Source organism: Thermococcus sp. M36 (genome assembly GCF_012027355.1).
GTDB lineage: Archaea > Methanobacteriota_B > Thermococci > Thermococcales > Thermococcaceae > Thermococcus.
In genome coordinates this window covers 678,909-695,819 of the sequence record NZ_SNUH01000001.1, presented here as the reverse complement: position 1 = coordinate 695,819, position 16,911 = coordinate 678,909, and the positions used below count along the sequence as shown (strand labels likewise).

The window sequence follows — 16,911 nt, the reverse complement described above, 5'->3', positions numbered from 1 at the left end:
TCGTTGCTGGCAAAGGTTATATACCTAATCTGACATATTAGAAAATGTTCACTTGAAAGTCCACAGCAGGTATGCATCTATCATGAGGATAAAGCCGCTGCTTGTTATCTTGGTGGTTCTCTCGGCTTTACTGCTCGGCTGTCTGAGGGAAGGGGAAACCATTGTCCTAACCGAGCCCGGCTCAAATAGAAGGATAGACTACAACGGCACCGAGCTTATAATGGAGCTCAACTTTTGGAACATCAAGACGTTCAACGGTAGCGCTGAAATGATTTATTACAAAAGCAACCATACGATAAGGTTTTACGCAAATCTGAGCGATATCGTGATGAAAGAGCCTCAGCACTACGTTCATGGATATCCTGAGGTTATTTACGGCTATAAGCCATGGACTGGGCATGGAACCACTGGAAAGCTCCCAGAAAAAGTAAGGGACATCGGAAGTTTCAGGATAACGTTGGAATACTTCCTCTGGCACGAAAGGGATCTTCCCATAAACTTGGCCATGGAAACGTGGATAACCTCGGAGAAGAAAGCGGAAGGAGTTAAAGAGGGTGACGTGGAGTTGATGGTATGGCTCTACTCAAATTCACTCCTGAGGCCCGCGGGGAGTGAAATTAAGACTATACAGGTCCCGATGATTGTGAACGGTACTTTGATGGAAGCAGAATGGGAAGTGTGGCTCTACTGTAATGCTTTTCCGTGGGATTTGATAACTTTCCGCTTAACGGAACCTATTAAGAGTGCGAAGGTCGAACTTGATATTGTACCATTTTTATCCGCGGCTGAAGAGGTTTTTGAAGAAAACCCCTGCAGAGTTAAAAGCTTTGGGGAGCTTTATCTGGAAGACTGGGAAATTGGAACGGAGTTTGGGAGCCCTTATAAAAGGAGCGCCAGCTTTGAGTGGTGGATATATGAATTCGATGTTAAAATGAGAGGGGGTAATGAACCCCCTTAAGGGTGTTACTCCCCTGCCTCCTCGTACTTGTGCTCTCTCTTGACTATGATGTAGTAGATTATTGCGCCTATTATGTTGAGGAAGAAAGCAACGAGTATCCATATGATCTTCTCAACATCGGGCATCCTCTTCTGCTTGGCCAGAACGTCGTAGATTACCCAGACAACGGCAATAAGGCCGAGGATTCCTAGAACCATTCCAAAGCCCCACATGGCGAAAAATATTCCTTCTCCAATCATAGCTATCACCAATGAATTATGTGGACTTCTTTTTATAAAAGGATTACTCTCTGTCTGAAGTATAGAAAAGAAAACAGGAAATTAAGAAGCTCACTTCTTGAGCTTCTCGCACTTCTCGACGAACTCCTTGAGGATGTCCTTGAGCTTCGGCTCGCCGATCTCCTCAAGCTCGTACCTGACCCTGACGGCCGGCTTGTTGAGCTTCATGACGCGGCGGAGGTCGATGGGAGTACCCATGATGACGACGTCAGCGTCAGCCCTGTTGATGGTCTCCTCAAGCTCCTTGATCTGCTTGGCGCCGTAGCCCATAGCCGGCAGGATGACGTCAAGGTGGCTGTACTTCTTGTAGGTGTCAATTATTGAGCCGACGGCATAGGGCCTCGGGTCGATTATCTCCTTGGCGCCATACTTCTTGGCGGCGATGTAGCCAGCACCGTACTTCATGCCGCCGTGGGTGAGGGTCGGACCGTCCTCGACGACGAGAACGCGCTTGCCCTTGATGAGCTCCGGCTTGTCCACGTAGAGCGGTGAGGCGCCGTCGATGACGATGGCGTTCGGGTTAACCTTCTCGATGCTCTCCCTGACCTTCTGGATGTCGTCCCTGTTGGCGGTGTCTATCTTGTTGATGATTATGACATCGGCAGCCCTGAAGTTGGTCTCACCTGGGTGGTACTTGAGCTCGTGGCCAGGCCTGTGCGGGTCGGTGACGACTATCCAGAGGTCTGGTTCGTAGAACGGGAAGTCGTTGTTTCCGCCGTCCCAGAGGATTATGTCAGCTTCTTTCTCGGCCTCGCGGAGGATCTTCTCGTAGTCAACGCCTGCATAGACAACCATGCCCCTGTCGATGTAGGGCTCGTACTCTTCCCTCTCCTCGATGGTGCACTCGTGCTTGTCGAGATCCTCGTAGCTGGCGAAGCGCTGGACGATCTGCTTCCTGAGGTCGCCGTAGGGCATCGGGTGTCTGATGGCAACGACCTTGTAGCCCATTTCCTGGAGGATCTGGGCCACCTTTCTGCTGGTCTGGCTCTTTCCACAGCCGGTTCTGACGGCGGTGACCGCTATGACCGGCTTGGTGCTCTTTATCATGGTGCTCTTTGGACCGAGGAGCCAGAAGTCGGCACCAGCGCTGTGGGCCCTGCTGGCGAGGTGCATGACGTGCTCGTGGGAGACGTCGGAGTAGGCGAAGACGACGATATCGATGTTGTGCTCCTTGATGATCTTCTCAAGGTCGTCCTCACTCCATATCGGGATCCCGTTCGGATAGAGCTCTCCGGCGAGCTCGGGCGGGTAGAGTCTGCCCTCGATGTCAGGGATCTGGGTCGCGGTAAAAGCTACAACCTCGTACTCTGGGTTGTCGCGGAAGAACACATTGAAGTTGTGGAAGTCCCTTCCGGCGGCTCCAAGAATAAGAACCCTCTTCCTCCTCTTTTCGGTCATCTCAACCCCCCCAAAAGCTTTCAATTCGGCACTGGTGTATCGTTTTTGGCATTTATAACGGTTTTTGTTTAACAATGCAAGCTTATTGCGTGGTTTATTCGGTGCGGACATGGATGGACTGAAAAACCTTCAAACGGCGCTGGGTGTTCCCCGTCGGGATTTACCAGCCGGGTTGATAATACCGCAGGGGTTAACTTCCCGATTCCCGAAGAGATAACGACCCTAAAGGTTGTCGTCATCGAGGGCTGGAACGTCAACGCCTGCAAGAGGAGCACACTGGAACAACGGGGGAAGTCAGAGAAATAAAAATCTGGAAGGTCAGGTTCCGGAAGAGCAGGGAACTGCTGGAGATCAGCTTCGACGTTATGGATTGAGGTCCCCTCATTCCCTCACCCAAAGCGCCCCCGCCATGCCGAAGTAGGTTGGACAGGCGTAGGCGCTCTCGATGAGCTTTACCCTAACGCGGTGCATTACGCCCAGCATTATCAGCATCTGCCAGTAGCTGTCTGGCAAAGCTTTCCTTATCAGCTCTTCGGAAATTTTTGGGAGCTCATCAAGCCTGTTCTCATTTATCAGCTCCATTATCAGCCCGTCGTACTCCTCGCTCTCCTTCCTGTAGCCGTAGGGGCCGTTCTCGTCGTGTGCGTGTCCGTGGTCTGCGCTGATTATCAACGCTGCTTTCTTCCCGCTTACCTCGATGACATCTCCAAGCGTTTCGCCGAACTTAACTAGCATCTCCCTGCTAAGATTCCTCGCCGGGGTCATGAGGACCAGTGGTTTCCTTTCAAGGAACTGGAGCGGTATGAGTTCGCCCCAGCTCAGAGGCCATCTCGAATACTTCCCGCTCCTGCTGGCGAAGTGGAGGTCAACGACCGGAAAGTCTCTCTCCTTGGCTTTCCGGTAGATTTCCTCTGCCAGCTCTCTGTCGGTCTCCCACTCCCCTGGAAGTTCGACCCCATCGAAGCCGAGCCATGAAATCAGGTGCTCCGCCATGACAATCCCGAGGTGCTCGCTCATTCTGACGTTGTGGGGGCTTATGAGGACGTAGGAGTCTGCTTTAGAAAAAGCTTTTCCAATCCCTTTCAGAACCTCAGCAAGCCTCTTTGTTTCATCATCCTCTGGGTTCAGAACGGGGTTCCCGTGGGGCATCAGGCCGATCCCGACGAGCATGCTATCACCGGTGTTGCTGTGTCCTTTCCCGTTTATACGTTTTGCCCGGTTTTACCCCTCGCTGTTTCCTTCTGGACTTTGAGTCGGAGTAAAGCTTATAAACATTTACACCGTTGTAAATGTTTGGTGGGTGGTGTGGATTTTGGGCTGTTGATGGAGCGTTATGGCTATGCGCTCCTGCTCAGGCTCATGATTGCCCTGTCATTCGGCATTATGGTCGGGACGCTGCTCTTCTGGGGGTACTTCACCAACGGCATCGCTGCATTCTTTGTGGGGCTTTATGCCGGAGTCATGCTCCTCCTGAAGCGCCTTTACGAGCTCCTGTTCGCAGAGAACCCTGATTTGCTGTCCGAGAAAAACGAGGGGAACAGGCAGCGGGCGAGGCGCTTCTTTATGAACCGCTTCTGATGCAGTTTTCCAGCTCTTCCAGCGGACACTCCACTATTCTGCCCCCCGTGATATGGGGGGCCGTCTTCAGGCCGGAACCTGTGAGTATTGAAACGACCTTCGCGCCCTCTGGCAGGTCCATCTTTTTGAGGGCCGCTATGCCTGTCGCACTCGCCGGCTGGACGAAAAGGCCTTCGCTGGCGAGCTTCCTCTGGGCTTCAAGGATTTCATCGTCGCTCACTGAAACGCAGCTCCAGCCGAAGTCCCGTATGAGCTTCAGAACCGCGTTCCCGCTCGGCGGATAGGGGTTGGCTATGGCCTTGGCTATCGTTTTAGGACTCTCAAAGCGCTCGATTCTGGCTTTTCCCTCGCTGAAAGCCCTGCATATCGGTGAGCAGCCTTCAGCCTGGACGGCGATGAGGGTTGGGACTGCATCGATGAGCCCGCTCTCGTGAAGCTCGATAAAGCCCTTGGCGATTCCCCTGAAGAGACCTCCCGAGCTGGTCGGGATTAGAACGTAGTCAGGGCTCAGTTCTTCGGCTATCTCGAAGGCTATGCCTTTGTAGCCCTCAATCCGGAAGGGATTGTCCGAGTTCATGAAGTAGACGCCCAGCTTTTCTCCCAGCTTCAGGCTCTCGAAGTAGAGCCTCCCGTAGTCGCCGCGAACCCTGATGACCTCACCGCCGTAAACTGAAACGGCTTTCAGCTTCTCGTCGCTCGCGTTTTCAGAGACGAGGATTTTGGCCTTCAGACCGGCGCGGGAGGCGTAGGCTGAAACGCTCGCCGCCATGTTGCCGGTTGATACCGTTCCGACCGCTTTGTAGCCGGCCTTTAGGGCATAGCTGATCGCCAGAAACGTCCCCCTGTCCTTGAAGCTCCAGGTTGGGTTTACGGTCTCGTTTTTGAGGTGGAGTCTGATTCCGAGATCTTTACCAAGCTTGGACTTCACCAGCGGCGTGTCCCCCTCGCCGAGGGAAAGCTCCAGTGCCGGTTCCACCGGCCAGAAGTCCCAAAACCTCCCCCAGACGCTCTTTCCTATGTATGGTTCTCCCTTAAACGTCTCAAACTCCACCGGCTCACCGCATTCGCACCTCTGAACCGGGTTTTCATAGATCTTTCCGCAAGCCGGGCAGTGAACTTTCATTCTTCATCCCTCATGGACACCAGTACCGTCGAGTTTCCCTCAACGGACACCTCAAATCTTGCGAAGTCGTCACCCACGGCCAGTTTGGTGAGGACGTCTCGGAAGCGCTCGGCAGTATCCCTGTCTTCGAACGTGACGTTCCAGAGCAGAAGCATCACTGTGCCGTTGACAGCGATGGTGGCGTTGTCTCCGACCCACGCACGTGCGAACTCTTTCCCGCTTCTTCCTGCCCTCTCGGCCACCTGAGCGACGTAGAACGCCCCGAGTCTGTCGGTGTATATCCCAGTAAATCCTTCCGGCAGGTTCGCGCGCACACTTAAAGGTTTCCATCCTTTGAGGTAGAGCTCGGGGAACATGACAACCTTCTGGGAGCTGGGCTCCCTTGAGTACGCTTCGTCCACGAGGCTCCAGCCGCCCTTCCTGTAAAGATAACTGACGAAGTCATAGCCCGCTATGTACGGAAAGAAGTTCAGGTTCGTTAGGGGGTCCACGGTGTACTCCGACAGCCTCTCCACCGGCAGCCCCCTGTCCCGGCAGTACAGGACGGCTGAAAGTGTGGCGTCCCCCTCAACAAGGCTCCTGACGGCTAGGTACCCATCGTACTCGCGGGGGTAATTTACCTCAAAGTTCTGGCTCTGGAGCACGTGGGTGAGCTCGTGGGCTATAACGCCGTAAGCCTGCTGGGGATCCTGGTAGAAGTTCTCCCTGATTATGTACAGCAGATTTCCGGAAACCAGGGCGACCCACCCTGCGGTCTGTCTCTCCTCGCTGGCCCTCAGGCTGTAGTTTGCGGGGAGGAGAAGGGTCATCTTGTAGAGTCTCTCCCTGAGCCACAGCGCCTGCGGGTTCTGTCTTGTGGGGCCCCACCTCTTAACGGCTTCTTCCCTGCTTATTACCGCCACCGCAGGGAGGCCCCTGAACCTCAGGCCTCGTGTTTTTTCAAGTCCGGCGGAGATGTTGTATACAAGCCTTTCGATATCGGGGCCCGCGGTTCTCTGGGGTGCGGTCTGGTAGTATGCCGTGATGGAGGAGACAATGAAAATGATCAGAAGAACGGCCAGGGCCTTTTTCATGCCGTTCACTCCGAGAACTCGACGAACTCCTCCTTCATTCCGTCACGGGTTATTGTGACAACCTGTATCTTCCTACTCCCAGTGTATACGTCCCTCTTGCCCGCGGTTCTAACTGCCCTTACCGCCAGCTCCTTGGCCTCTTCTATGTCCATGCCCTTTCTGAAACCGTCCTCAAGGACGGCTATGGCGAACGGGCTGCCGGAACCGGTCGCGGTGTAGTCGTCAAAGATCAGGCCGCCCAGCGGATCTAGATTAGCTAAGGTCGGCTCCTCGACGTAGCCGCCGATGATTATCTGGACAAGGTATGGGAACCACTTGTTCCCGTTGAGGATGTTGCTCAGCAGGTTTGCCATTGCCCTGGTGCTCAGGGGCCTGCCCCAGGTAAACTGGTAGTACCTCGCTTCCGCCCCCAGCATCCTCGCCAGAGCCTGAACGTCGCCGACGCTTCCTGCAGTGGTTATGGCTATCCTGTCGGTGATTGGGAGGATCTTCTTTATGTTGAGGGTCTCGACCATGTGGTCGAGGGAGGCCTGAGTATCGGCCGCCAGGATGATGCCGTCCCTGGCCCTTATTCCCACGGTGGTGGTTCCGGTCTTTTTCGTTTCCATTCTCTCACCCCAGAGGCTTATTCTCACGTGATGTTTTAAACTTTTGTGAGTTCAGGCAGGACAACCCTGTGCCCGTCCACCTCGGCTATCCTCACCCGCACCCCATAGACCTCAGCGAGCGTCTCAGGCCTCAGGCTGTCGGGCTCCCCCTCCCAGTACTTTCTACCCCTGTGAAGGAGGATCAGCCTGTCCGCGTAGCGCAGAGCTAGGTTCAGGTCGTGGAGAACCGCTATCACAACTTTTTCACTCTTCATCTTTTTCAGGAGCTCCATTATTTCAAGGGCGTGGTTTATGTCAAGGTGGCTGGTCGGCTCGTCCAGGAGGATTACTTCGCTCCCCTGTGCCAGGGCTCTCGCTATGAGAGCAAGCTGGTACTCCCCGCCCGAGAGACTGGTGACCGGCTCCTTTCTGCGCTCCCAGAGCCCCACCTTTCTAAGTGCCTCTCCGACGTCCCCTTTCGTTGCGTACGTCCCCAGCTCAACGAACTCTTCTATCATAAATGCAAACTCCGGGAACGAGCTCTGGGGCACGTAGGTTATCAATCCGGCCCTCTCCTTCGGCCTGAGGTCGAGCAGGTTTCTCCCCTCGAACCTGACGTACCCCCTGGGCCTCAGGATGCCCACCATGCACTTCAGGAGGGTGGACTTCCCGGCGCCGTTGGGGCCGATTATGGCCAGAAGTGCCCCCTTTTCGGCGGTGAACTCGACCCCTCTGAGCACCTCCCTCTCCCCGTAGGAGAACGAGACGCTGACCTCAAGCTTCATGAGTACAGCTCACCCCTCTTGTGCTTCATCAGGAGGTAGAGGAAGAAGGGCGCACCCATTACCGCGGTTATTATTCCCACCGGGAGCTCTGTGGGCCTTGCAACGGTTCTCGCCAGGAGGTCTGAGAGCACGAGCAGGGTTCCTCCAAAAAGGGCACTCGCGGGAACAAGGTTCCGGTGGTTCGGGCCCAGGAGGATGCGGGCTATGTGGGGGCTGACGAGGCCTATAAACCCGATTATCCCCGCGGTCGAGACTGCAAAGGCTGTCAGGAGGGCTATCACCCCGATAAATAGCTTCCGGTAAAGGTGAAGGTCGAGGCCCAGGGCTATGCTCTCTTCTCCGAGGAGTACCAGGTTGAGCTCGCGCCACTTCCACACCAGGAATCCCACGCCCATGAGGGACACCACGGACATCTCCCCTACTTCTTTCCATCCCGACCCGTTGAACGTCCCCATGAGCCACATCCAGGTTATGTGGGCCCGCTCCCCTTGGATTATCACCAGGTACCACGTGACGGCACTGGCAAGGAAGCCGTAGGCTATTCCCGCCAGCAGGAGGGTGTCAACAGGGACGCGGCCGTCCACCCTTGAGACCGTGTACACTATAAAAACAGAAACGAGTGCGGAAATCAGAGCCAGCGTCCCCATGTGGGCTGGGGCGTACACGGCCCCCAACGCGGCCCCCACTCCCGCCCCTGCGCTGACACCTATTATATACGGATCAGCGAGGGGGTTGCGGAAGAGGGCCTGGCTTGCCACTCCAGCGCTCGCGAGGCTGAGTCCGACAAGGTAGGCCAGAAGAACCCTCGGCAGGCGAAGCTCCCATATGATGACGAAGTACCTAGGTTTCTCACCGGAGTCCCCCTGCTGGTAGAGGAGGGATTTTATCCCGTACACTATGCTGGAGGTAATGTCTCCGGGGCTCACACCGACCGAACCGATGTAGACTCCCAGGAAGAGTGAGGCTAGTGAGAGGATGAACAGCGCCGGTAGCCACTTCCTCATGGGGTCGGATTATTTGTCCAGGCGTTTAAACCTTTCGGGCATCAGCCAGGAATCCGGTCATCATCCCTGGGTCAGGTTCGAGAGTGCTCATCACGCCGGGGTGGCCACCCCGCTTAGAGTTCCCTCAAGTCTTAAAAGCTTTGACGCGTGGTTTATAACTTAGTAATCGAAAATCTTTTATACTTCAAATAGTTTACTGTCGGCGGTGGTGTGAATGAGACATAGAAAAATTGTTGCGTTGGCTCTTAGCTTACTGATAATATTGCCTATTCTTTGGGCGATTTTCAGCACGCCGGTTGAGGCGAGCGACTACACGGAGGTTAAGATTGCCTACTATCGAACTCTGCCGTTCAAGGAGCCGGAAGCCAGGATCCTCATTCCGAGCAAAGGCGTGAACACCGTTACCGTCCTTGGAATGCTCCCCAACGGCACACCGGTTGATCTCGGCACTTACGCCGGCAAGGATTCAATCAAGCTGGACTATAGGCGGATTGAGAAATATCTTCAAACCTGGGAGGAATACCTCGAAAAAACCGGAACCGATCCGTCCCTCGTGAATCCGGGAATAGTTCTTCTCGGCACGAGCCACAAAAAAGACGGGCTCAAATATTTTGTGAAGGGCGTGCCCTTGAACCTCAAGGAGGTTCTAAAGGGGAGGAGTTTCAAGGTTTCAGTTGCCAATGACTTTCGCCCCCTACTCTCCCTCAAAGAGCTTGAGCGGCTAAAGCCTCTTGAAGCGAGTGCAATCGCGGGAAAGACAGCTGGCGTTGATTCCTTCCCGCCCGGCTCCTTCCCGGAGGAGTGCTATCCCGGTCCCTACGGCACGTCGGTCTGCTTTGACTGGGTACTCGAAGAGGTCTACGACACAAAGGACAACACCGTAATACCCCTCGCCGCTGCCTTCTTAAACGGGGACGTGGGTGAGATCGACGATGTTCTTCTCAGAGAGCAGTTCAGGTCTTCAAGAACCCTGGGAGTTGAGATAGGATTTTCGGCGGTCGCAGCGGTTGACAGGAGTGGTTCGGGGGCAAACTACGAGGCCCAGATAGCCGGGATGGTGTACACACTCAAAGGAACACGTCTGTGGCTTGATAATGTGACAAGAATTAGGGGAGAAGACATAAGGAGGCCGACTGTAGTCGGAATCGGGATAAAGGGAGACATAGCCCTTGCCAAATATCGCTTGTATGGGCCTTATGGATCATTAAAGGCCACGATGTACGTCGTTATGGCCCAGCCAGAGATAAGGAACGGAAAGCTGATTCCCACGTGGGGCAAGGAGGAAGGGGCACCGTCCAGATACGGTGGGACGTTCAGAAGAGCCATGTACTACATAGAACGCTACTGGAAGCAGGGCTTTACGGTTAAGTCAAAAGACTTCATTGAGGTTAACAATTTCCAAGTCTCTCAGAGCGTATCTACACTACCGCTCTTCAGCATTGCCGCGCCTGTGCTTCCAAAGCTGGACGGCCCACTGGGAACCGAAGTGTATCCGCTGTTGCTTTCGGCTGGTGTTGGAGTGACCAAATACCGCTCCGAGTATGCCCTCGTAGGAATTACAGTGGAGCTCGAACACAGATACAGAGAAGTCTCTGGTACTTTCTACAAGAGTCCAGTTCGCTTTGAGTACAACGGAAACGAATACTGGCTCAGCTCAATGTACGCGGACGTTACAGTACTCCCACAATTCAATCCAAGGTGCGACCCACGTACTGGAATTTGCCCTGAAAATGAAGAAAACCCAGAAAGCTGATGTTCCTGCCATATCTTTACCTTTTTTCGGGAAGGCTAAACATTAAAAGTCTTGACTCGTAGGTTATACTATGAGCGTATCCATCCAACCCGTTGGGGGAAGGGTTCCCCTTCCGATGGTCGTCATAAGGCCGGCCAAGCTCTTCGACATCCCGGACATCGTCAGGATAGAGAGGGAGTCCTTCAGGGAGGAGTACCCAAGGGGAGTCTTTCTGGTCTTCCTTGAGAACAACCCCGAGACTTTTCTGGTGGCCGAGCACAGCGGCAGGGTTGTCGGCTACGTCATGGGCTACCTGAGGCCTGACCTTGAGGGCCACATAATGAGCATAGCCGTTGACCCCGCCTACAGGGGCAAAGGCATAGGCTCCGCCCTCCTCACCGAAGTGATCGAAAGGCTCATAAAGAAGGGAGCCAGGTACATAGGCCTGGAGGTTCGCGTGAGCAACGAAAGGGCCATAAAGCTCTATGAGAGCTTCGGCTTTAGGAAGATAAAGAGAATAATCGGTTACTACGCCGATGGCGAGGACGCCTACTACATGCTCCTGCCCGTTGATGAGTGGGGTGGAAGGAATTGAAAGAGCCTCTGGAGTTCTACCTCAGCGGGGACAGGGTCTTCAGCGGACGGGAGAAGGCCATAAACCAGCTCTACAACAAGCGGTACTTCGGCAGGATAATCAACGGCAAGCTCTTTCTCTCGCTCCTTGAGGCGGCGTATCTTGTTGAACGGGGGAAGATAACGGTTCTCGACGGTGAGAGGGAGCTTTCCTTCGAGGAGATAATGGAACTCGGCAGGAGGAACGATGAGCTCTTTGACGCCAAGTACCTCGTCTACAAAGACCTCCGGGACAGGGGCTATACCGTCAAGTCAGCCCTTAAGTTCGGCTCCCACTTCAGGGTCTACAGGAGGGGCATGGATGAGCACTCCCAGTGGCTCGTCTGGGTGGTTCCCGAGAACCTGCGCTTTAGCCCCAGCGACATAACCGCCCGCGTGAGGGTTGCCCACGGTGTCAGGAAGAACATGGTCATGGCAGTGGTTGACGACGACGGTGACGTTGTGTATTATAAGGTGGAGTGGGTGAAGTTTTAGACATTAAAATTTATTAAGAGCAACTAACTACCTTTCACAAGTGGTGAAAATAGAATGAGTCAATATATTTATGTTGACTCATTAACTCCGAGGCAATTTGAGGAATTGGTTGCTCAGATTTTCCAAAGGCTATATCCTAGTTCTAAGGTAGTAGTGACTAGATTCTCAAATGACTATGGTGTTGATGTTAAAGTTATAAGTTCTTCCAAAGTTGTCTATGTTCAGTGCAAGTACTATAATTCCAAAGGCACAGTAGGTAGACCCGTTATCCAAAAGTTACATTCTATAATGGTCGCTGACAATGTTACAGAAGGAGCCGTTGTAACAACAGGCAAATTTTCAAAATCAGCTATTGACTATGCAAACAAGTTGTTTGAGAAGTTTGACATAAAGATCCATCTAATAGATAGGGATTCTCTTAAAGTACTGTCAAGCAAAGTCGGCATAATATTACTAGATGAAAATGACAAAGAGATTTTATCGTTTACGCCTTGGAACCTCCAGGAAATGAAACAGTTTGTAAAATCTAAAATAAAAAGCTACCCTATTTTCTTTGATTACTTAGTAAAAGCCTTTGATTACAATGTAGAAGCAGTTCCGTTAATATATGTAAGAGCTTTTGTCAACAAGGACTGTACTACTAGTACTGGAAGGATTATACATAGTACTAAGGTGGACAAGCCAATTCTATTTGTTCTAGACAACGGAAAGAAATACGAAAAATATCTATCAAGAAACCTTTCTCAAGTTTTGGGCATTGTCCTTTCAGACAGCTCAAATTTGAGAAAATTCTACTCTATTTATCCCTCTGATACGGTCAGGAAAATATTGAGCTCCTATGCGAATGTTAAACTTAAAGATGTGGTCTCCACCATTAAAGGGAACATTTCCAAGAAGTACACTAAAATAGTAACTTATAGGGGCAGAAACAATGTAATATACCGCAAGCTCTGTGAGATTCGCCCCAAAGATGTAAAGATAAAAGAGACGCTCAAACTTGTGGTTCCTATATTTGACATTACATTAAGAACGCTGAAGAGCAACCACAGAATTCTTGGAATCTCAAGAGAAAGAAAACTCCCTTTGATACTCCATACTACATTGCCATCTGAAAATTTAGATGATCTCAGATTTTGTAATGCATGTGGGGAAATAATTCACAAGAGTGATTCCATTGTATGTGCTGGATGTGGAGCGATTGTCTGTAAGAATGACTCAATAAAGTATGATGATCAAGAATATTGTGATGTATGCTACGAAAAACTTGGATTCAATGAGAGAGATGAGAAAATAGCTCATAAGTACAATTACTCGTTATCTCGCTTGAATATCGCAATGGTGCTTTCGTTCATACCTGGATTTAATCTGATGATACTAAAGAAGAAGTCCCTAAGATTTGTTGGTATTATGCTTTTGTTTTTGATGCTATTTCTGTTTGCTGAGTATCCTTTGTACACGCTACAAACATGGGGAGGTTGTGGAGTTATATCCTTTTTGAGTGCTCTTCTAGAAAGATATAGAGTAAAGAATGCCCTCAATAATTTGGCTACTTTCAGCCGATTAGAACAAATCTCCATACTTCGAAAAGCTCCTGTGGACATGATTGACAAAAAGTGGAGATGGTATAAGAAAGTAAAAAATTAACTTCTATCACTTCGAGAACCCCTTCTTTTTCCCGGGGATCCTCAAAGGCATCCAGCACGTACTGGAGGTCTTCCTTGCTGTGGGCGGCGGAAGGCTCGAGTCTGATACGAGCGGTTCCGAGCGGGACGGTCGGGTAGACTATTGCCTGCGCGAAGATGTTGTACTCCTCGTAGAGCCTCCTGCTGAACTCCTGGGCGAGCTTCTCGTCGTAGAGCATGACCGGAGTAATCGGGTGCTTGGTTTCTGAGAACATCCCCTTCCATCTAAAACGACATTAATAAGGGCAATGATGTCGTGTGCTATAAGGTCGAGCAGATAAAGTTCTGAGGGCTGATTCACTGGCCGGACAGCTTTTTGGTATCGAGGATTTCAAACTCCCTCCGCAGGAGGCCGAGTGTTTTCTCGTCGAGGGTTCTTCTGTCGAGGGGCACCAAAATGATTGTCTCGTTGGTGACGGCGTAGTCCTTCAGGGTTGTCAGGAATTTGAAAACAGGCACGAAGCCGTTTTCAACTATGAGGTTCTCCACCCCGTCCAAGAGTATCAGCTTGGGGCCATGGGTCTTCCTCATAAAGTCTACCAGGGTCTGGAGGAGGTGTTCGAGGTGTGTTGGAGAAACGGTTCCCTCGCCCCTGACCTTGGTGAGCCACAGGACGGGAGTTTTCTCTATTCTCAGGATCCTCCTCACCTCATCTGGAGGGTGTCTGGAGACGATCAGACCCGCCCTGCCCCTGAGGAGCCTGGAGACCACGGAGTGGCAGTTTGCCAGTGTGCAGAGGTAGAGACCGGGCATCATCGGGTCTGTGTTTCCCCCGTCCCCAAACTCGATTACCGGAACCAGCTCGTACCGCTCCACCATAGCGTTCAGCAGCCCAACCCATCCACCCATGAGCAGGAGGACGGTGATCAGGAAAAGCAGGTTCCCCGTGGTGTTGAGGAGGGCCGCCTCTCCGGGGCCGAGCGCTATGGTCCCATCGTTTTTGAGGTCGAGGATTATAAAAACGAGTTTGGCCAGCGAGCCCGTGAAGAACGCTAGGATTCCCAGGTCGTAGAACTTCCTCAGTTCAGGATAGCGTGAGATAAACCTGTCCCTGTGCCTCAGGGCGGTTATAAGGATCCCCACTAGCGCCAGTTCTACGAGCACTGCAACCCCGACCGACATGAGTGCCACCACTGCGGCCGCTCAACCCGGAGTGAGCCTCAGGAGAAATTAATTTTTCGGTTTGAGGGTGTGACCTGCGCATGCAAGTATGGTTCAAAATTTTACCCAATATCTGAATGTCGGTTTAATTTTCGATCTCCTTGGACACAGATGATATAAAAATTAAACCGAAAAACATGAGGTGACTCACTTCAGGAAGCCCGTCTTTTTCCCAAGGTCTTCGAAGGCATCAATGACGTACTGGAGGTCTTCCTTGCTGTGGGCGGCGGAAGGCTCGAGTCTGATACGAGCGGTTCCGAGCGGGACGGTCGGGTAGACTATTGCCTGCGCGAAGATGTTGTACTCCTCGTAGAGCCTCCTGCTGAACTCCTGGGCGAGCTTCTCGTCGTAGAGCATGACCGGAGTAATCGGGTGCTTGGTGTTGCCGAGGTCGTAGCCGAGGTCTCTCAACCCGTTCTGGAGGAAGTGGGTGTTGTCCCAGAGCCTCCTAACCAGCTCGTCGCTCTTCTGGAGTATCTCAACGGCGGCTATTGCTGCCGCGACATCGGGCGGGTTCGGGGCACTTGAGAAGAGGAACGGCCTTCCACGTTGGCGGAGGTATTCGATGGCCTCCTCCGGGCCGGCGACATAGCCGCCTATGACACCGAAGGCCTTGCTAAGCGTTCCCATCTCGAAGTCGATCCTGTCGTGGAGCTTGTAGTGGTCGACTATACCCCTTCCGTGCTCACCGAGGACACCCTCACCGTGGGCGTCGTCAACGTAGACCATCGCGTCGTACTCTTCGGCCAAGTCGGCTATCTCCGGGAGCGGGGCGAGGTCACCGTCCATTGAGAAGACGCCGTCGGTAACGATGAGCTTCTTCTTTTTGTCCTTGACCTCTTCGAGCTTCTTCTTGAGGTCGTCCATGTCGAGGTGCTTGTAGATGACCTTCGGCGCGCCGCTGAGGCGCATTCCGTCTATGATGCTCGCGTGGTTGAGCTCTTCACTGACGAAGACGCCATCGTCCTTCTTTGTGATGAGGGCACTTATGGCACCGAGGTTTGCGTTGTAGCCGCTCTGGAAGAGAATCGCCGCCTCCCTCTTCTTGAACTTCGCCAGCTTCTCCTCAAGCTCGACATGGAGCTCCATGGTTCCTGCAATGGTTCTGACGGCCCCCGCACCGACACCGTAGTCGAGGATGGCCCTTATGGCCGCGTACCTTATCTCAGGGGCCGCGGCGAGGCCGAGATAGTTGTTGGAGCACATGTTGAGAACCTTTTTTCCATCCACCACAACCCAGGGGCCCTGGGAGCTTTCAAGCTTCCTGATGGTTACGTAGAGGCCCTTATCCTTAAGTTCTTGGAGCTCCTCCCTAATCCAGTCAAGCTTCGCCATGAGAACCACCGGTTGTTTTTGGGCACCGAGGTATAAAAGCTTTGCACTGTCCCGTTCGGTACACGGACAGGCAAAAGGCTTAATACCCCGGAAATCCATATGCCCCGGTAGTAGGGTGATAACCATGCCGGAAGAGATTCAGGAAGTTAAGATTCTCGAAAAGCCCTGGGTTGAAAAGTACAGGCCCCAGAGGCTCGATGATATAGTCGGTCAGGCTCACATAGTCAAGAGGCTTAAGCACTATGCCAGGACTGGCTCGATGCCTCACCTTCTCTTCGCAGGCCCGCCGGGAGTCGGAAAGACCACGGCCGCCTTGGCCCTCGCGAGGGAGCTCTTCGGCGAGAACTGGAGGCACAACTTCCTCGAACTGAACGCGAGCGATGAAAGGGGCATAAACGTAATTAGAGAGAAAGTAAAGGAGTTCGCGAGGACCAAGCCAATAGGGGGTACGAGCTTCAAGATAATCTTCCTCGATGAGGCGGATGCTCTGACTCAGGACGCCCAGCAGGCCCTGAGGAGGACAATGGAGATGTTCTCCAACAACGTCAGGTTCATTCTCAGCTGTAACTACTCGTCAAAGATTATCGAACCTATTCAATCAAGGTGTGCCATATTCCGCTTCCGGCCGCTGAACGACGAGGACATAGCGGAGCGGATCAAATATATAGCCGAGAACGAGGGGCTTGAGCTGACAGAAGATGGCCTCCAGGCGCTCCTCTACGTTGCTGAGGGAGACATGAGGAGGGCCATCAACGTCCTTCAAGCGGCAGCGGCCCTCGACACGAGGATAACCGACGAGAACGTCTTTCTTGTTGCGAGCAGGGCCAGGCCAGAGGATGTGCGCGAGATGATGAACCTGGCCCTTGAGGGCAACTTCCTCAAGGCGAGGGACAAGCTCAGGGAGATACTACTCAAGCAGGGCCTCAGCGGTGAGGACGTGCTCATCCAGATGCATAAGGAGGTCTTCAACCTGCCCATCCCGGAGGACAGAAAAGTGGCCTTGGCGGATAAAATCGGGGAGTACAACTTCAGGCTCGTTGAAGGGGCCAACGAGATGATACAGCTTGAGGCCCTACTCGCTCAGTTCACCATAATGGGCAAGTGATAGCT

17 protein-coding genes and 2 pseudogenes are annotated in these 16,911 nt (G+C 52.8%); 8 read left to right on the top strand and 11 right to left on the bottom strand.

Translation table 11 applies throughout. The annotated features are described in order from the left end of the window. Positions 1-82 precede the first annotated feature (82 nt). Positions 83-958 carry an endoglucanase gene (locus E3E36_RS04025; protein ID WP_167894053.1) on the top strand — a complete coding sequence of 292 codons (876 nt, stop codon included), beginning with the start codon at positions 83-85 and terminating at the stop codon, positions 956-958. A 5-nt stretch (positions 959-963) separates the two neighbouring features. On the opposite strand, the gene E3E36_RS04020 is transcribed toward E3E36_RS04025, so the two are convergent. Further along, positions 964-1,197, bottom strand: coding sequence for a PLDc N-terminal domain-containing protein (locus E3E36_RS04020; RefSeq protein WP_167894763.1), 234 nt, complete (start codon positions 1,195-1,197; stop codon positions 964-966). A gap of 90 nt (positions 1,198-1,287) precedes the next feature. Beyond that, the gene (locus tag E3E36_RS04015; RefSeq protein WP_167894052.1) at positions 1,288-2,634 is read right to left on the bottom strand and encodes a cyclic 2,3-diphosphoglycerate synthase; all 1,347 of its coding nucleotides are present in this window, start codon (positions 2,632-2,634) and stop codon (positions 1,288-1,290) included. A gap of 195 nt (positions 2,635-2,829) precedes the next feature. On the opposite strand from E3E36_RS04015, the pseudogene E3E36_RS13175 reads away from it, so the two are divergent. Further along, positions 2,830-3,008, top strand: a pseudogene (locus E3E36_RS13175) (alanyl-tRNA editing protein); the annotation flags it as partial. A 7-nt stretch (positions 3,009-3,015) separates the two neighbouring features. Here E3E36_RS13175 and E3E36_RS04005 read toward each other — a convergent pair. Further along, positions 3,016-3,804: an extradiol dioxygenase gene (locus E3E36_RS04005; RefSeq protein WP_167894051.1), complete on the bottom strand. Its 789-nt coding sequence runs from the start codon at positions 3,802-3,804 to the stop codon at positions 3,016-3,018. 126 nt (positions 3,805-3,930) lie between these two features. On the opposite strand from E3E36_RS04005, the gene E3E36_RS04000 reads away from it, so the two are divergent. After that, positions 3,931-4,212 carry a hypothetical protein gene (locus E3E36_RS04000; RefSeq protein WP_167894050.1) on the top strand — a complete coding sequence of 94 codons (282 nt, stop codon included), beginning with the start codon at positions 3,931-3,933 and terminating at the stop codon, positions 4,210-4,212. On the opposite strand, the gene thrC is transcribed toward E3E36_RS04000, so the two are convergent. The 5 genes from thrC to E3E36_RS03975 are packed head-to-tail and all read right to left on the bottom strand — an operon-like array spanning position 4,196 to position 8,784. Continuing rightward, entirely contained in the window at positions 4,196-5,335 is a 1,140-nt protein-coding gene (gene thrC, locus E3E36_RS03995; RefSeq protein ID WP_167894049.1) for a threonine synthase, read from the bottom strand. The two genes, E3E36_RS04000 and thrC, sit on opposite strands and share 17 nt — an antisense overlap. Beyond that, on the bottom strand, positions 5,332-6,408 hold the full coding sequence (locus E3E36_RS03990; RefSeq protein ID WP_167894048.1) for a hypothetical protein: 1,077 nt from the start codon (positions 6,406-6,408) through the stop codon (positions 5,332-5,334). The genes thrC and E3E36_RS03990 overlap by 4 nt, the downstream gene beginning before the upstream one ends. Before the next feature lie 5 nt (positions 6,409-6,413). Next, positions 6,414-7,016, bottom strand: coding sequence for an archaeal proteasome endopeptidase complex subunit beta (gene psmB, locus E3E36_RS03985; protein ID WP_167894047.1), 603 nt, complete (start codon positions 7,014-7,016; stop codon positions 6,414-6,416). A 35-nt stretch (positions 7,017-7,051) separates the two neighbouring features. After that, positions 7,052-7,780, bottom strand: a complete 729-nt coding sequence (locus E3E36_RS03980) for an ABC transporter ATP-binding protein (RefSeq protein ID WP_167894046.1) — start codon at positions 7,778-7,780, stop codon at positions 7,052-7,054. After that, the gene (locus E3E36_RS03975; protein ID WP_167894045.1) at positions 7,777-8,784 is read right to left on the bottom strand and encodes an iron ABC transporter permease; all 1,008 of its coding nucleotides are present in this window, start codon (positions 8,782-8,784) and stop codon (positions 7,777-7,779) included. Before E3E36_RS03975 ends, E3E36_RS03980 begins: the two co-directional genes overlap by 4 nt. Before the next feature lie 214 nt (positions 8,785-8,998). Here E3E36_RS03975 and E3E36_RS03970 point away from each other — a divergent pair, with 214 nt between their 5' ends. The 4 genes from E3E36_RS03970 (at position 8,999) to E3E36_RS03955 (ending at position 13,267) form a co-directional block, all read left to right on the top strand. Continuing rightward, the gene (locus E3E36_RS03970) at positions 8,999-10,537 is read left to right on the top strand and encodes a protein cytosolic protein (protein ID WP_167894044.1); all 1,539 of its coding nucleotides are present in this window, start codon (positions 8,999-9,001) and stop codon (positions 10,535-10,537) included. A 70-nt stretch (positions 10,538-10,607) separates the two neighbouring features. Continuing rightward, positions 10,608-11,111, top strand: a complete 504-nt coding sequence (gene rimI / locus E3E36_RS03965) for a ribosomal protein S18-alanine N-acetyltransferase (protein WP_167894043.1) — start codon at positions 10,608-10,610, stop codon at positions 11,109-11,111. Then, positions 11,108-11,623 carry a tRNA-intron lyase gene (endA, locus tag E3E36_RS03960; protein WP_167894042.1) on the top strand — a complete coding sequence of 172 codons (516 nt, stop codon included), beginning with the start codon at positions 11,108-11,110 and terminating at the stop codon, positions 11,621-11,623. The genes rimI and endA overlap by 4 nt, the downstream gene beginning before the upstream one ends. 54 nt (positions 11,624-11,677) lie before the next feature. Then, the gene (locus tag E3E36_RS03955) at positions 11,678-13,267 is read left to right on the top strand and encodes a restriction endonuclease (protein ID WP_167894041.1); all 1,590 of its coding nucleotides are present in this window, start codon (positions 11,678-11,680) and stop codon (positions 13,265-13,267) included. Between the two features lie 10 nt (positions 13,268-13,277). On the opposite strand, the pseudogene E3E36_RS03950 reads toward E3E36_RS03955, so the two are convergent. From E3E36_RS03950 to E3E36_RS03940, 3 genes and pseudogenes are all read right to left on the bottom strand, one after another. Next, positions 13,278-13,508 (bottom strand): annotated as a pseudogene (locus tag E3E36_RS03950) (aminotransferase class I/II-fold pyridoxal phosphate-dependent enzyme); the annotation flags it as partial. Between the two features lie 94 nt (positions 13,509-13,602). Then, positions 13,603-14,427, bottom strand: coding sequence for a DUF835 domain-containing protein (locus tag E3E36_RS03945; protein WP_167894040.1), 825 nt, complete (start codon positions 14,425-14,427; stop codon positions 13,603-13,605). A 186-nt stretch (positions 14,428-14,613) separates the two neighbouring features. After that, on the bottom strand, positions 14,614-15,801 hold the full coding sequence (locus E3E36_RS03940; RefSeq protein ID WP_167894762.1) for a glycine C-acetyltransferase: 1,188 nt from the start codon (positions 15,799-15,801) through the stop codon (positions 14,614-14,616). Here E3E36_RS03940 and E3E36_RS03935 point away from each other — a divergent pair. After that, the gene (locus tag E3E36_RS03935; RefSeq protein ID WP_394353038.1) at positions 15,800-16,906 is read left to right on the top strand and encodes a replication factor C small subunit; all 1,107 of its coding nucleotides are present in this window, start codon (positions 15,800-15,802) and stop codon (positions 16,904-16,906) included. The genes E3E36_RS03940 and E3E36_RS03935 overlap by 2 nt on opposite strands. Positions 16,907-16,911 lie beyond the last annotated feature (5 nt).